General features: G+C 69.0%; 15 protein-coding genes. 8 read left to right on the top strand and 7 right to left on the bottom strand.

Features of this window, described 5'->3' with window-relative positions; translation table 11 throughout:
* The first annotated feature begins 265 nt into the window (after positions 1–265).
* The gene (locus OWR29_RS03810) at positions 266–706 is read left to right on the top strand and encodes a hypothetical protein (RefSeq protein WP_267560927.1); all 441 of its coding nucleotides are present in this window, start codon (positions 266–268) and stop codon (positions 704–706) included.
* A 1-nt stretch (position 707) separates the two neighbouring features.
* Here OWR29_RS03810 and OWR29_RS03805 read toward each other — a convergent pair whose 3' ends face one another.
* From OWR29_RS03805 to OWR29_RS03780, 6 genes are read right to left on the bottom strand one after another with little or no spacing between them, the layout of a single operon-like run.
* Complete coding sequence (locus OWR29_RS03805) at positions 708–1,655, bottom strand: class I mannose-6-phosphate isomerase (RefSeq protein ID WP_267560926.1); 948 nt, start codon at positions 1,653–1,655, stop codon at positions 708–710.
* Positions 1,655–2,851 carry an ADP-dependent glucokinase/phosphofructokinase gene (locus OWR29_RS03800; protein WP_267560925.1) on the bottom strand — a complete coding sequence of 399 codons (1,197 nt, stop codon included), beginning with the start codon at positions 2,849–2,851 and terminating at the stop codon, positions 1,655–1,657. Before OWR29_RS03800 ends, OWR29_RS03805 begins: the two co-directional genes overlap by 1 nt.
* A 1-nt stretch (position 2,852) precedes the next feature.
* Positions 2,853–3,716, bottom strand: a complete 864-nt coding sequence (locus OWR29_RS03795) for a ketose-bisphosphate aldolase (protein WP_267560924.1) — start codon at positions 3,714–3,716, stop codon at positions 2,853–2,855.
* A gap of 52 nt (positions 3,717–3,768) precedes the next feature.
* Entirely contained in the window at positions 3,769–4,644 is an 876-nt protein-coding gene (locus OWR29_RS03790) for a carbohydrate ABC transporter permease (RefSeq protein ID WP_267560923.1), read from the bottom strand.
* A gap of 1 nt (position 4,645) precedes the next feature.
* Complete coding sequence (locus OWR29_RS03785; RefSeq protein WP_267560922.1) at positions 4,646–5,599, bottom strand: carbohydrate ABC transporter permease; 954 nt, start codon at positions 5,597–5,599, stop codon at positions 4,646–4,648.
* Positions 5,600–5,655: 56 nt separating this feature from the next.
* A complete protein-coding gene (locus OWR29_RS03780; RefSeq protein WP_267560920.1) occupies positions 5,656–6,873 on the bottom strand; it encodes an ABC transporter substrate-binding protein in 1,218 nt (405 codons plus the stop codon).
* Between the two features lie 360 nt (positions 6,874–7,233).
* On the opposite strand from OWR29_RS03780, the gene OWR29_RS03775 reads away from it, so the two are divergent.
* The 7 genes from OWR29_RS03775 (at position 7,234) to OWR29_RS03745 (ending at position 14,280) form a co-directional block, all read left to right on the top strand.
* Positions 7,234–8,052 carry a DeoR/GlpR family DNA-binding transcription regulator gene (locus OWR29_RS03775; RefSeq protein ID WP_267560919.1) on the top strand — a complete coding sequence of 273 codons (819 nt, stop codon included), beginning with the start codon at positions 7,234–7,236 and terminating at the stop codon, positions 8,050–8,052.
* Positions 8,053–8,115: 63 nt separating this feature from the next.
* Positions 8,116–9,300, top strand: a complete 1,185-nt coding sequence (locus OWR29_RS03770; protein WP_267560917.1) for an ROK family transcriptional regulator — start codon at positions 8,116–8,118, stop codon at positions 9,298–9,300.
* Between the two features lie 52 nt (positions 9,301–9,352).
* A complete protein-coding gene (locus OWR29_RS03765; RefSeq protein WP_267560916.1) occupies positions 9,353–10,411 on the top strand; it encodes an ABC transporter substrate-binding protein in 1,059 nt (352 codons plus the stop codon).
* Positions 10,408–11,238: an ABC transporter permease gene (locus OWR29_RS03760; RefSeq protein ID WP_267560915.1), complete on the top strand. Its 831-nt coding sequence runs from the start codon at positions 10,408–10,410 to the stop codon at positions 11,236–11,238. The genes OWR29_RS03765 and OWR29_RS03760 overlap by 4 nt, the downstream gene beginning before the upstream one ends.
* Positions 11,214–11,921: an ABC transporter ATP-binding protein gene (locus tag OWR29_RS03755; protein ID WP_267560914.1), complete on the top strand. Its 708-nt coding sequence runs from the start codon at positions 11,214–11,216 to the stop codon at positions 11,919–11,921. The genes OWR29_RS03760 and OWR29_RS03755 overlap by 25 nt, the downstream gene beginning before the upstream one ends.
* Positions 11,918–13,252 (top strand): LLM class flavin-dependent oxidoreductase, encoded by a 1,335-nt coding sequence (locus tag OWR29_RS03750; protein WP_267560912.1) that lies wholly within the window; start codon positions 11,918–11,920, stop codon positions 13,250–13,252. Before OWR29_RS03755 ends, OWR29_RS03750 begins: the two co-directional genes overlap by 4 nt.
* Entirely contained in the window at positions 13,249–14,280 is a 1,032-nt protein-coding gene (locus OWR29_RS03745; RefSeq protein WP_267560911.1) for an LLM class flavin-dependent oxidoreductase, read from the top strand. The genes OWR29_RS03750 and OWR29_RS03745 overlap by 4 nt, the downstream gene beginning before the upstream one ends.
* On the opposite strand, the gene OWR29_RS03740 is transcribed toward OWR29_RS03745, so the two are convergent.
* Positions 14,262–15,083, bottom strand: coding sequence for a CAP domain-containing protein (locus tag OWR29_RS03740; RefSeq protein WP_267560910.1), 822 nt, complete (start codon positions 15,081–15,083; stop codon positions 14,262–14,264). The genes OWR29_RS03745 and OWR29_RS03740 overlap by 19 nt on opposite strands.
* Positions 15,084–15,182: the final 99 nt, after the last annotated feature.

Raw genomic sequence — 15,182 nt, 5'->3', positions numbered from 1 at the left:
CGACCACAACGCGGAAGCCAGACCACCAACCCGCAGCGGGTTTCCCCAGCCCAGCCATGCAATCAGAGAGGCGCCGACCACGACGCTAGATCAAGGTATTCCCCCGGCAAGGCCGGGGACGAGGGCGCTCACGCAAAGCATAGAGACGGTTTTCCAGCTTGCGTGAGCGCCCTCGTCCCCGGCCGTCAAAGCGCAAGAAATAAGCGGTTTTCACCCACAACAATCCGGGTGCAAGACACCAAGCAGCTGGGTAAAGACCATGTCCATGGTGGAGCGAACATACCGCTATCGGGGCGCCTGGCTCATCTTCCCGCTGATGGCCGTAGCCACGGTCGCGTTCCCGATCTTTGCGATTTTCATCGATGCCGCCCCTTGGTGGGCTGAGACCCTGTTCCTGCTTATCGCCATCCCCATGGGCTGGTGGTGGGCCTCCCGGCACATGATTTACAAGCTGACCCTCACCGACACCGAGCTGCGGCTCCGCGCTCCTCTGGCGCTCTACCGCATCCCTCTGGCTGAGGTGGAGGAGATCGGTTTTCCCGCCGACCAGGGGTCGTCCGTCGTGGTCCGGCGGGACGGGCGCGTCTTCTACGTGCTGACCGGCAGCGGCTTCGAGGAGTTCGCCGATGCGGTCGGCCGGGCGGCGCCGGACGCTGAGGTCCGTACGAACGACATGCCGCGCCGCCTGGCCGACTGGTTCCGCTGACTCAGTTGCCCGTCAGGCGGATCGCTTCGGCTGAGCCGCTGAGCTGCAGCTGCCCTGCCTCGTACGGGATGAGCAGCGTGTCCCCTCGGCGGACCTGCAGGTTGTCGTTCTCCCCCGCGAGTGTGCCTTCCCCGGAGACCACCACGAGCACGCTGAAGCCTCGGGCCACCCGGTCTCCTCCGTACAGGCGCTCGGCTTTGAAGAACTCGTCGGCTGCGGCCGGTAGCAGGCGGTCGGGCGCTCCTCGCAGTTCTTCGAGCCGCGCCGGCGACCACGCCTTGCGGTCCACGCACTGAAGCGCCAGGTCGTACCCCAGGTTCAGGTGTCCGTCGCTGAGCCCGAACCCCTCGTACTCGAGCAGCACCGAGAAGTCCGTCGGCTCCTGGATCTCCACGAGCAGGATCCCGTCGCCGATCGCGTGCGGCACGCCCGCCGGGCACAGGATCGCGTCGCCGGCCGCCACCGGGATGCGATTCGTCGCCGCCAGCATCTCGTCGGTTTTCTGGGCCGAAACCCAGCCCGCCAGCTCATCCGGTTGGACATCGCGGGCGAACCCCAGGTGCACGAACGCGTCCGGCCGAGCCGACACGATCACCCAGGCCTCGGTCTTGCCGTACGGCGACGCCAAGTGCGCGTTCGCAAAACTCCGGTCCGGGTGTACGTGTAACGGCAGCCGCTGCCCCGCGTCGAGCAGCTTTACCAGCACCCCCGTGTCCGCCCGATCCGGTCCGAGCCAGTAGCGCGGCTCGGCCGTGATCGCGTCGATCAGCAGCCGCCCGTCCGGCAGCGCCGACAGCCCGGACGGCGCGAGGTCGAACCGGGTCGACACCGACCCCACCCAGTCCTCGGGCCGATCAGGGTTCGCCGGCACGTTGCGGAACTCGGCGATCCGCCCCGCGCCGCGATAAAACGTCGAAGGTTGGTTGGCTGGCAGTGTTACGACCGTCATCAAGCGTCCTTAGCGAGTGCGGAGAGAAAGCCACCGACGAAAGTGTCGCCCAACCCGACCGTCGTGGGGTTGGCGACGTCCAGCGAGAAGCCGGGAATGCACCGCACCGACGCTCCGAGCCGGGCCTCTAGTGCCGCCGCGAACTCGACCGCTGACCGCCGGCGTGGACGGGTCCGCAGCGCCGCCACGTCGGATTCGGTGAACGCATCACCGTGCACGTACCGGGTCGCCGCCATGACAGTCCCCATGTCCAGTGCCGACGCGTACGCCGAAGCCTCGTCCCCCACGGCGAGCGCCCAATACTTCGTGTGCAACACGAGCGTCGGCGCCGGGATCAACGTGCGGACATCGGCCAGGGCGGCCACTGTTTCGCGTACGGAAAGAAGGTCCACCGACCGGTCGAGGTAGGACTGCAGTTCGTCCTCGTTGAGCCCGTAGATGTCGATCCGGTCGAGCAGCGCTTCCCGGACGCGGCCGCTGAACGACGGCTCGTGATAGGCGGCATCCTCGAAATACGTGACCGCGGAGGAAGGCAGCTGGCGCATGTGCTCGCGTAGTTCGGCCAAGCGCCGGTCCAGCAATTCCTTGTCCCGCATGGCGTTGAAGCCGGAGATGAGGAAGACCTCGGCTTGCCCCAGCCGCTCCCCGAGGGTGGAATCGAGCACCATCGTGTCGTTGGCCGGGTCGTTCACGTAGATCAGCCGGTTCGGGAACGGCGCCTCGATCACGACGTCCCCCACCGCCACCCGAAGCCCCTTGTCGTACTGCACGATCAGGTGCGGGTACGTGGTGTCCTCAGAACTCGACGAGAAGTACGCCGTCGAGGCGGGCGCCAACCGCCGTACGGTGTCGTTGACGCTCACCAGGTGCCACGTCGACGGGATGCCGAGCCGGTCCATGAGGATCCCCGCCCGCACCGACGTTCCGCCCAGCGTCTGGCGGTGCGGGAACCGGTCGGCGAAGCTCTCGAGCGCCGGGGCGGAGGCGACGTAGTGCTCGCCTCCCCCGCCCCGCGCGACGTACCCGAGAATCGACACGACCAGGTCCCGCTCGCTCGCCACCGGCCCCGCCGAACCGAGTTCCGCGAAGCCGATGCCGTACGAGGCGACAAGCTCCTCCAGAACACCCGCGGTCAGCTTCAGCTCGTAGTCGACGCAACCGCCGAGGCCCAGGAGTACACGGGACGCGTCGCTCATGTCAGTACAGCGAGGCCTTGCCGGCGGCGCCGAACAGCTCGATCTTCTGGGCGGCGACCACGTTCATGGCCTCGATGCAGGCCGGCTGGATCGCGTTGGGCTCGCGGGTCTTGGGGTCGTTGCCGAGAACCTCGCGCATCTTGTTGTGGTAGGCGACCTTGATGTCGGTCGAGATGTTGATTTTGTTGATGCCGATGCGGGCGGCCTCGCGGATCTCGTCGTCCGGGTTGCCGGAGCCGCCGTGCAGCACCAGCGGGATGCCGACCCGGCCCTTGATCTCCTTGAGCAGGTCGAGCTTGAGTTCGGGCTTCATGTTGGCCGGGTACATGCCGTGGAAGGTGCCGATGGCGATGGCGAGGCTGTCCACGCCGGTCTGCTCGACGTAGGTGACGGCGTCGTCGGGGTCGGTGTAGATGATCGTGTCCGAGCCACCTTCGGCGTACGTGTCATTGCCACCGATCGTGCCGAGCTCACCCTCGACCGAGATGCCGAGCACGTGGGCCGACTCCGTGACCTTGCGCGTGATGGCCAGGTTCTCGTCGAACGGCTTCATCGAGGCGTCGATCATCACCGAGGTGAAGCCGAACTGGGCGGCCGTGAGGGCCTGCTCGTAGGTGGCGCCGTGGTCCCAGTGGATCGCGACGGGCACCCGCGCGGTGTGGGCCCGGGCGATGATGCCGGCGATCATCTCGCGGCCGATGTGGGCCACCTCGTCGGGGTGGATGGCCACGATGAGGGGGGCGTTGGTCTCCTCGCTGATCTCCACGATGCCCTTGAGCATCGCCCAGTCGCTGATGTTGAAGGCGGGCACGGCGAAGCTGTGCTCGTTCGCGACGTCGAGGATCCGCTTTCCGGTTACCAGCATTACGGGTTTCTCCTTCTTGGTTGCGGGATCTCCGCAATAAACAGGGGGTGATTCAGGCTTTGACGGCGCCGGAGGTGAGGCCTCCGATGAAGCGCCGCTGGAAGACCAGGAAGAGGATGAGGACCGGGATGGACCCGAGGATGCTCATCGCCATCATCTGGTTCCACTCGTAGGAGTGCTGGCCCATGAGCAGCTGGATGCCGATCGGGACCGTCCGCATGTCGTCGGTGCGGGTCAGCGAGAGCGCGAACAGGTACTCGTTCCACGAGATCATGAACGTGTAGACCCCGACCGCGATCATGCCGGGCACCGAGATGGGCACGAGGATCCGCCACAGCGCCGTCCAGCTGCTTCCTCCGTCGACCTTGACGGATTCGTCCAGCTCTTTGGGCAGGGTGTTGAAGTACGCGGTCAGCATGATGATCGCGTAGGGCAGGGTGAAGACCATGTGGGTCAGGATCAGGCCCGGGTACGTGTTGTAGAGGCCCAGCCCCACCACGAGACCGAAGTAGGGAATCACCAGCGTGATCGGCGGCACCGCCTGGACGCTGACGATCACGGCGTTGATGGTCTTCGAGAACGGGAAGGTGAACCGGCTGAACGCGTAGGCGGCCAGCAGAGCCACCAGCAGGGTCAGCACCGTCACCGCGATGGCCACGATGTAGCTGTTCAGGAAGAACCGCAGCTGCGCGCCGTTGGTCAGGATGGCCGTGTAGGCGTCGAGCGAGAAGTTCTCGGTGATCAGCTTGGGCGGGTTCTCGAACACCTCGCCGTTGCTCTTGAACGAGGTCGAGAGCATCCACAGCACCGGGGCGCCGGCGAAGATCGCGCCGAGGGCCAGGCCGAGGAACAGCGCGGTCTTCATCAGGATGCGGCGCGTACGCGGGGTCATGCCGGGCGCGGCCTTGTCGGGCATCACTGTCGCCATGTCACCGCTCCCTTTGCTGACGGACGTAGAAGAAGGCCAGGATCATCGTCAGCAGCAGCACGATCACGGCGCTGGCCGAGGCGGTCGCGAACTCGTACTCGCTGAAGGCCAGCTTGTAGGTGAAGGTGCTGAGCATCTCGGTGGAGTTCAGCGGCCCGCCGCCGGTCATCATCCAGATGAGGGCGAACTGCTGGGACGTCCAGATCAGGTCGAGCACGGCCATGCTGATGATCACCGGGCGCAGCTGGGGCAGGGTCACGTGGACGAACTTGCGCCACGGGCTGGCCCCGTCGACCGAGGCCGCCTCGTACAGCTCGCCGGGGATGCCCTGCAAGCCGGCCAGCAGGCTGATCATGAAGAACGGGTAGCCGGACCAGATGTTGGCGAACGTGACGACCCACAGCGCCGTGCTGGGGCTGCCGAGCCAGTCCACCCCCTGGTCGATCAGGCCCAGCGCGTTCAGCACGTAGTTGACCACGCCGGACGGGTCGAGCAGCAGCCGCCAGATGACGGCGATCACGGCGATGGTGAACAGCCACGGCAGCACGTAGACGACCCGGAACAGGCTCTTGGTGACGTTGCCCAGCAGGGGGCTGTTCAGCATCATCGCGAAGCCCAGGCCGAGCAGCAGGTGGGCCACCATGCTGACGGTGATGAAGATGCCGGTGTTCTTGATGGCGGCCAGGAAGTCGGGGTCGGTCAAGACCTCGGTGTAGTTGGCCAGGCCGGCGAAGACCGAGTTCTCCTGGACGATCACGTTGTCCCGGAACGAGTAGCTGATCACCATGACGATCGGGACGATCATCAGGAGCGCGATCAGCACGATCGTCGGGGACAGATAGCCGAACGGGATCAGGCGCCGGGCCACCGTGGAGCGCTTCGCCGCGGGGGCGGGCGGCTCGGACGGCGGTACGCGGTCCTGCTTGATGATGGGGTCCGCGGGCGCGGTTGTCATTGCAGTCTCCTTGGTCGGGCGCCGCGCCGGTCAGGCCGGCACGGCGCCCGGGCGGCCTATTCGATAACCGAGGACCAGTTCTCCTGGGACTTGGCGAGGGCGTCGTCGACCGAGCCCTTGCCGGTCAGCACCAGCTGGAGCTGCTCGTCGAAGCTGCGCATGAGGTCTTCCGACTTGGGCAGGCCGACGAACTCGTTGGCCGGGGTGCCCTCGGAGTAGATGTCGAAGGCCTGCTTGAACAGCGGGTCGCTGTCGGTGAAGTCGGGCTTCGCGGTCTTGTTGCCGGGGAAGCCGTTGGCCAGCGTGGCCAGTTCGGCGTTGGCCTTGGCGTCCATCAGGAACTGGACGAGCTTGAACGCCTCGGCCTTGTGCTCCGAGGAGTTGGCGACGCCGATGCCCCAGGACGCGTACGGGATGCCGCGCTTGCCGGTGTAGCCGTCCTCGGCCGGGATGGGCGCGACGGTGAACTTGAGGTCGGGGTTGTTCTTCTTGACCAGGTTGATGTGGGCGAGCGAGTCGACCACCATGCCGACCTGGCCGGTGGTGAACTTCTCGACCTTGTCCTGCTCTTTCATGGTGAGCGAGCCGGGCGCGATGACGCCGGCGTCGTTCAGGCTCTTCACGTACTCGACGACGCTCTTGACCTGCGGGGTCTGCAGGGCCGGCTTGCCGTCGGCCAGCATGCTGCCGCCGGAGGCCCACAGCCACGACATGACGTCGTTCTGGATGCCGTTGGGGACGGCGGTGTCGAGCGGGAGCGCCCAGCCCTTGACGTTGCCGCCGGTGGCGCTGATCTTCTTGGCCGCGTCGGCGAACTCGGTGCGGGTGCTCGGCACCTTGCTGACGCCGGCCTTGGTGAGCAGGTCCTGGTTGACGAACAGCGGGTAGACGAAGTTGACGACCGGGACCATGTAGGTCTTGCCCTCGACCTGCACCTGGCTGGCCAGCTGGGAGGCGTCGTAGCCGGCGTCGGTCATCAGCTTGGACATGTCGGCGATGGCGCCCTGCTTGGCGAAGTCGTTGACCCAGGCGCCGTCGAGGCCGACCACGTCGGGCAGCGTCTTCGAGGCAGCCCCGGTGACCAGCTGCTGCTTGGTCGACGCGTAGGGCGCGCTGAGCAGCTTGACCTTGATGGTCGGGTTGGCCGTCTGGAAGTCGTTGATGATCTTGTCGAACGACCCGGACGGCAGCTCGGGCGCCCACCACTGGGCGAACTCCAGCGTCACCGTTCCGTCCGAGCTCGCCTCGTCCGAGCCGCCCCCGCAGGCTCCCATGACCGCAGTCAAACCGACCGCCGCCGCTATTGCTGTGAATCGCCTCAACCGGGTGGAACGTGCCGCCATCGCGGACTCCTTCTATAGAGAGGTTCCTCTGTTCTCTGCGAGATTGTCGTCACGTTAGCAACGTGTTACGCGAGTTAACAAGAGCAAGAACCGCAGAATCTTGCGAAGTTCGGCAAGATACTGCGGGAGGGTGCACACTTGCCTCGGCCCGCCGGCGCCGTCCACCTTGGAGAAGTGCTGGTCAAGGCCATCCGATCGGGCAGTTGCCCAACTATGCGGCTCTTCGCCACTCTAAGCAAGGAGCTGCACAGGTGTGGCATACTGCCGCACACAACGAGGGGGGACGCAGTGGTGAACGTCGACAGAGACGAGCGGCAACGTCACCTGCCGGCGGGCCGCAAAGCCCAGCTGGCCGCGTACGTGACCGAGGCCGGGCAGGTCACGGTCAGCGCGCTGGCCGAGCGTTTCGGGGTCTCGATCGACACCGTGCGGCGCGACCTCGACCAGCTCAGCGCGGACGGGGTTCTCGTCCGCACGTACGGCGGGGCGGTCAGCCGTTCGACGATCACCCGCACCGACCGAGCCGTCGACCAGCGCCTCTCGATCCAGGAGCAGGAGAAGGAGAAGATCGCGGCGCTGGCCGCCTCGCTGGTCGAGGACGGCTCCACGATCATGATCAACGGCGGCACGACGACGCTGGCCCTGGCCCGCCAGCTCGGCCAGCACCGCGACCTCACCGTGGCCACCAACAACCTGCTGGTCCCGGCCGCCCTGCCGACCTCGGCGGTGCGCGACATCTATGTGTTCGGGGGCGCCGTACGGTCGCTGACCCTGGCCACCATAGGGCCGGTCAGTTTCCGGGCCAACGGCGGCACCGAGCTCGACATCAGCTGCGACCTGGCCCTGATCGGCGTGGGCGCGATCGCGGCCGACGCCGGCTACACGACGAGCAACCTGGCCGAGGCGGCCATGATGCAAGAGATGATCTCGCGGGCGGCCCGGGTGGCCATCCTGGCCGACTCGTCGAAGTTCGACCGCCGCCTGTTCGCCCAGGTCTCCGAGCTGGGCAGCGCCGACTACCTGATCACCGACGCCATGCCGGCCCGCGAGCTGCGTGACGCCCTCGAGGCCAGCGGGGTCGAGCTCATCACGCCCACCAGCGCCCGATAAGGGCCTGTTACCGACCAATTACTTCGCTACGGCTTCGCGCCGATCGGGCCGTAGCCTCCCAGCATGACCCGGCGTGGCGATCTGCCGCCGGCCGGTCCGCGGCGATCGCGCGACTCGGCCGGAGTGGTGCTGCGCGCCGTCCTCGACCACGGCCCGATCGCCCGCAGCACGGTCGCGCGGGCCACACAGCTCTCCGCCGCCTCGGTCAGCGGCGTGGTGACCTCGCTGCTCGACCGCGGCCTGGTCCGCGAGGTGCCCGAGGCGGCCGGACCGCCCGGCATCGGCCGCCCGCACGTGCCGCTCGACCTCGAGCCGGACCGGGTCGCTGTGATCGGCGCGCACATCGCCGTCCCGCACACCACTGTCGCCCTGCTCGACCTGCGCGGCCAGATTCTCGCTCAGCACCGCGACCCGCACGGCGCCCGCGACCCGGATGCGGTGCTGGCCGCGCTCACCGCCCGCATCGCCGCGTTGCGTCGTAAACGGCGGCGGATCCTGGGGCTCGGCGTGGCCACCGGCGGCTGGGTCGACACCGCGAACGGCACCGTCGTCGACCATCCCCTGCTCGGCTGGCGTGACGTGCCGGTCGGCGCGGCTCTGGCCGAGTCGACCGGCCTGCCCACGCGGGTCGACAGCAACTCGCGGGCGCTGCTGCGGGCCGAGCAGCTGTTCGGCGCGGCGGCCGGGCGGGCGCGGGAAAGTGCGGTGCATCTGTTCGTGGGCAACGTCGTCGACGTCGCGTTCGCGGCCGGCGGCGAGATCCACCACGGCCCGCGGTCGGCGGCGGGCGCGGTCGCCCACCTTCCGGTCGAGGGCCATTGCGAGGCTTGCGCTTGCGGCCGTACGGGGTGTTTGCAGGCGGCCGTCTCGGAGCGCACGCTCGTCCGGCGCGCGCTGGCCGCCGGCCTGATCGACCGCCCCGAGCTGGGCGCCCTGATCGAGGCCGCGCAGAACGGCAACGCCGGGGCGAGCGCCCTGTTCACCGAGCGCGCTCGCCTGGTCGGCCGGGCCGCCGCGTTGCTGCTCGACCTGTTCGACCCCGAGGTGCTGGTCGTCTCCGAGGCGGGCGCCAATCGGCTGCCCGGGTGCCTGGCGACGCTGCGAGCCGAGGCGGCGGAGTGGTCCTCCGGCAGCGCCGACGTGCCCGCGACCGTGCGCGCCAGCAGCTTCGGCGCGGACGTGCTCGGCGTGGCGGGCGGGGCGGTCGCGCTCGACCGGGTGTTCGCGGCGCCACTAGGGCGTACTTAATTCAGCTCGGTGCATTGTTACCCCACAATTCCTATCTGCATAGCATGCATTCATGAGAACCCCACCCCCGCTCCTCGCCGCTGCTCTGGCGGGAGCCCTTTTCGCACTCAGTGCCTGCGGCGACGACGCCGGGGCGCCGCTTGAGCTGACCGCGGCCCTGCCCGACCAGGTGGCCGGCGGCACCGAGATCCGCATCGGCGACCCGGCCATCCAGGCCATCGTGCAGGCGTCCGGGCTCGACAAAGAACTGGCCGACGCCGGCGTTCAGGTCGAGTGGGCCAACATCAGCGGCGGCCCGCAGAGCATCCAGGCCTTCCGGGGCGACAAGCTGGACTGCAGCGCGGTGGCCGACATCCCCTCGCTGTTCGCCGCGTGGACCGGCACCTCCACGAAGATCGTGTTCCAGTCGGTCATCGTCGACCCGATCAACCACCCGATCTATCAGCTCGGCGTCGCGCCGGGCGTCAACGTCAGCTCGCTGGCCGATCTGCGGGGCAAGAAGATCGCCTACAGCGCCGGCCAGGCCCAGGGTGCCCTGGTGCTGCGGGTGCTGCAGAAGGCGGGTCTGAGCAAGGACGACGTGACCCTCGTCGAGCTGACCAGCACCGGTGACTCGTACGTGACCGCTCTGGGAAGCAAGGCGGTGGACGTGGCGCCGATCGGGGCGGCCAACGTCAAGATCTACAAGACCAAGTATCCCGGCGGCGGGGCGATCCTGACCGGGATCCGGGACGACGCGTCGACGTTGTACTGCCTGACCAAATCCGTGCAGGACGCGGACAAGGCGGCCGCGCTCAAGGTCTATGTCGGCGTGCGCGCGAAGGCCCTGCTCTGGCAGAACGCCAACCCCGACGGGTACGCCAAGGCCTATCTGCAGGACGTGCAGGGGCTCAGCGCGGAAGACGCCAAGGACGTGGTGGCCGTCGATGGCCGGAAGGGCATCCCGGCGACTTGGGACAACGCTCTCAAGCGGCTGCAGGAGACGGCCGATCTGCTGGCCGAGCAGCAGGACCGCGACAAGCTCGACGTGAGCACGCTGGTCGACCGCCGCTTCGAGCCGGTCGAGACGGCCGCCGCGGGAGCCGACGTGGTCACCGGTGATGCGGCATGACCGTCACCGAGGCCCGTCCGCGAACGGTCACAGCCGACGTCCGGGTCGTGCGCCGCCGGCTCGGACCGGGACGCCGCATCCCGTACGCGTTCTGGATCGGCCCGCTCCTGCTGCTGGCCGTCTGGTCGGCCGGCTCGGCCACCGGCCTGATCAGCCCGGCCATCCTGACCGCGCCGTGGGACGTGGTGGTCGCGTTCGGCGAGCAGTGGACCGACCACGACCTGCTCGGCAACATCCTCTCCTCGCTGCAGCGGGCGGCCCTCGGCCTCGGTTTCGGGGTCGCCGCCGGTGGCGTGCTGGCCGTGATCTCGGGGCTGTCCCGGTTCGGCGAGTCGCTGATCGACGGGCCGATCCAGATCAAGCGGTCGGTGCCCACGCTGGCCCTGATCCCGCTGTTCATCGCCTGGTTCGGCATCGGCCAGGAGATGAAGATCGTGACCATCGCGCTGATCAGCCTGGTCCCGATCTATGTGCACACGCACAACGGGCTGCGCGGCATCGACGGCAAGTACGCCGAACTGGCCGAGACCTTGGACATCGGGCGCGGCGAGTTCGTGCGGCACGTCGTGCTGCCGGGCGCGCTGCCCGGCTTCCTGCTCGGCATGCGGTTCGCGGTCACCTCGTCGCTGCTGGGCCTGGTCGTCGTCGAGCAGTACAACGCGACGGCCGGCATCGGTCACATGATCACGCTGGCCGAGCAGTACGGGCAGACCGACGTCATCGTGGTCGGCCTGGTCATCTACGGGATCTTCGGCTACTGCGCGGACAGCGCCGTGCGCCTGGTCGGAAGGAGGGTGCTGGCATGGCGACGGACACTCGAGGACTGACCGCCACCGAACCGGCGGTGCGCGTCCGGGATCTGCACCGCAGCTTCAGCGAGAGCGGCGGCGTGCTCAACGGGCTGGATCTGGACATCGCGCCGGGCGAGTTCGTGGCGCTGATCGGGCGGTCCGGCACCGGTAAGAGCACGCTGCTGCGGGCGCTGGCCGGGCTCGACCGGGACGTCGCCGGCCACGGCGAGATCGAGGTGCCGGCCAGCGTGTCGGTGGTGTTCCAGGACTCGCGGCTGCTGCCGTGGCGGCGGGTCCTCGACAACGTCGTGCTCGGACTGCGTGGGGCGGGCGCGGAGGAGCGCGGCCGGCAGGCACTGGCCGAGGTCGGGCTGGAGGGGCGGGAGCGGTCGTGGCCGTTCCAGCTCTCGGGCGGCGAGCAGCAGAGGGCTTCGCTGGCCCGTTCCCTCGTACGCGAACCGCAGTTGCTTCTGGCCGATGAGCCGTTCGGCGCGCTGGACGCGTTGACCCGCCTGCGCATGCACGCCCTGCTGCGCAAGTTGTGCGAGGCCCACCGTCCCGCCGTCCTGCTGGTCACCCACGACGTGGACGAGGCGATCGCGCTGTCCGACCGGGTGATCGTGCTCGACGCCGGGGTGGTGCGGGCCGACGTCCGCGTGGCCGGCCGGTCGCCGGTCGAGTTGCGCTCGTTCCTGCTCGAGGAGTTGGAGATCCGATGAGCCGTCAGCTGCACTTCAACCTGTTCCTGCACGACACCGGGCACCACGAGGCGTCGTGGCGGCTGCCCGGCTCGGATCCGCACTCGAACCTGTCGCTCGAGGCTCATCAGCACCTGGCCCGGGTGGCCGAGGACGCCAAGTTCGACTCGGTGTTCCTGGCCGACAGCCCGGTGCTGTGGAGCGATCCGGGCCGGCGGCCGGCCGGGAAGCTGGAACCGACGCTGCTGCTGGCCGCGCTGGCCGTGAGCACGCGGCACATCGGGCTGATCGCGACGGCGTCCACTTCGTACAACGAGCCGTTCAACCTGGCCCGGCGCTTCGCCTCGCTCGACCATCTGTCGCGCGGCCGGGCCGGCTGGAACATCGTCACCACGGCCGGGGACGCGGCGGCCCGGAACTTCGGCCTGGACGACCAGCCGTTGCACCGTACGAGGTACGAAAGGGCCGACGAATTCCTCGAGGTGTCCACAAAATTGTGGGACAGCTGGGCTGACGACGCGATCGTCGCCGACAAGCCGGCCGGGGTGCACGCTGTTTCCGAGCGGGTGCATCCGATCGAGCATCGAGGCGAGCACTTCCGGGTGGACGGGGCTTTGAACGTGCCGCGCTCGCCGCAGGCCTATCCCCTGCTGGTCCAGGCCGGATCGTCGGAGGACGGCCGGGAGTTCGCGGCCAAGTGGGCCGAGGCCATCTTCACCGCGCAGCCGACGCTGGCCGAGAGCCAGGAGTTCTACGCCGACATCAAGCGCCGGGCGGTGGCGGCCGGCCGCGACCCCGACCACGTCGTCGTGCTGCCGGGCATCGTGCCGGTGATCGGCTCGACGGAGGCGGAAGCGCGCGAACTCGACGCCGAGTTGGATCGGCTGATCGCGCCGCAGTACGCGGTGGCGACTTTGGCCCACACGCTGCGGGTCGACGCCGAGCGGCTGAAGCTGGACGAGCCGCTGCCGGCGGATCTGCCGAGTGAGGACGAGATCGAAGGGGCCAAGAGCCGCCGCACGCTCATCGTCGACTGGGCCCGGCGGGACAACCTGACCGTGCGGCAGCTGATCGGCAAGCTCGGCGGAGGCCGCGGGCATCGCACGTTCGCAGGCACGCCGGTGCAGGTGGCCGACACGATCCAGCACTACTTCGAGAACGGCGCGGCCGACGGGTTCAACATCATGCCCGCGGTGCTGCCGTCCGGCATCGAGGCGTTCGCCGCCGAGGTCGTGCCCATTCTTCAATCGAGGGGCTTGTTCCGTACGGAGTACACGGGCACAACCCTGCGGGAGCACTACGGACTGCCGCGCCCGGCCAACCGGTTCGCCCCGGAAGGAGCCCTGGCGTGACCTACCTCTGGTACATCCCCAACACCGTGGAACCCGGGCACCGCGGGGACGACGCCGTCGCCGGCTACGGCACGCTCGAGCACAGCGTCGACCTGGCCCGCACGGCCGAGGAGCACGGCTGGGAGGGGGCGCTGATCGGCACCGGCTGGGGACGGCCGGACACGTTCACCGTGGCCACCGCGATCGCCGCCCGCACCACGACCTTCAAGCCCCTGGCGGCGATCCGGCCCGGGTACTGGCAGCCGGCCCACTTCGCGTCGGCGGCGGCCACCCTCGACCACCTCAGCGGCGGCCGCCTGCTGGTGAACATCGTCAGCGGGAAGGACAACCTCTCCGCGTACGGCGATGTCGAGGGCGACCAGAGCCAGCGGTACGCCCGGACGAAGGAGTTCATGCGGATCGTCCGCCGGCTGTGGACCGAGGAGGATGTCACGTTCGAGGGCACCCACTTCGGCGTGACCGGCTCGACGCTGCCGCTTCGGCCGTCCACTCCCCCGCGGCTCTACTTCGGGGGTGCTTCCGAGGCGGCGGAACGGGTTTCGGCCACCGAGGCGGACGTGCAGTTGTTCTGGGGCGAGCCGCTCGACGGGATCGCCTCGCGGATCGAACGCCTGCGCTTGTTGAGCAAGGAGCGCGAGCTGCCGCCGCTGGAGTTCGGGCTGCGCATCACCACGCTCATCCGGGACACGCGCGAGGAGGCCTGGCGTGACGCCGAGGAGCGGGTGGCCGAGATGGCCCGGCGGTCGCTGTCACCGAACGAGCAGCTGCGCGGGCCGGCCGTCGGGCAGCAGCGGTTGCTCGATCTGGCGGCACGGGGTGACGTGCTGGACAGCTGCCTCTACACGGCGCCCGGCCGCTACGGGGGTGGCGGGGCCGGCACGACCTGGCTGGTCGGGTCGGCCGGCGACGTGCGGGCGGCCCTGGACGCGTACGCGAAACTGGGGATCACCCACTTCGTGCTCTCCGACACCCCCTACAAACAGGAGACGGCGCGGGTCGGTTCGTCGCTTCAGTTGACGAAATCCTGAGTGAACCAGACGCGGCCGTCGGCGCCGCGGGTCACGGCCAGGCCCACGCGCTTGAAGTTCGGGTTGAGCAGGTTGCGGCGGTGGCCGTCGTTGGGCGGCGTCTCGGCCAGCATGAGGTCGGTCAGGCCGTTGGCGGCGGCCACGATCGAGGCGTCGTTGTTCGAGGCGTTGCCCTGGCCGATGTTCTCGCCGGCCGAGTTCCACGAGACCCCGGCCGCGGTGAAGCGCTCGCCCAGGCCGGCCTCGCCGGGGCACTGGTGCGAGAGTCCGCAACCGCCGACCATCAGCGCGTTGTGGGCCTGCGAGGCGTTCGTGAGGTTCGCGTTGAGCGTCAGCGGGGTGAGGTTGTTCGCGGTGCGGGCGGCGTTGATGTGGGCCAGCACCTGGTCGATCACGCTGCTCGCGGGCGGCGGGGTGGTCACGGGGGCCGTCGTCGCCGGGGGCGCGGTGCTGGCCGGCGGCGGCGTGGTCGTGGGCGGCGTGGTGGTGGGGGCTTCGGTGGTGGGCACGGCCGTCGTGGGTACGGCGGTGGTGGGCGCGGCCGTGGTCGGGGCGGCCGTCGTCGGCTTCGGGGCGGTGGTCGTCGCCGTGGGGCGGGGGCGCGGCCGGTGGGTACGCCGGTCGCGGGCGGCCTCGGTGACCCGGGTGGCCGCCCCGAGCTTCTGGGCGGCGGGCGCCTGGGGGTGGTGCCGGTTGGTCTGAGCCGAGGCGATGCCGGCGGCTCCGGCGCCCAGCACGCCGACGGCGACGGTGGCCAGAACGAGAACTCGGGTCCGGGTGGGCCGGCGGTGACGCGTACGCACAGTGATCCTCAATCGGTCGGGGGTGACCGACCGACTCTGCGCCGGGACGCCGCCGTCCGCACGTTTGTTGAACAAAACTTAAAGATCGATGCCCTCGAT

This window comes from Paractinoplanes pyxinae (assembly GCF_026626335.1).
Taxonomy (GTDB): domain Bacteria; phylum Actinomycetota; class Actinomycetes; order Mycobacteriales; family Micromonosporaceae; genus Actinoplanes; species Actinoplanes pyxinae.
This window is presented reverse-complemented; position numbering and strand designations above follow the sequence as displayed.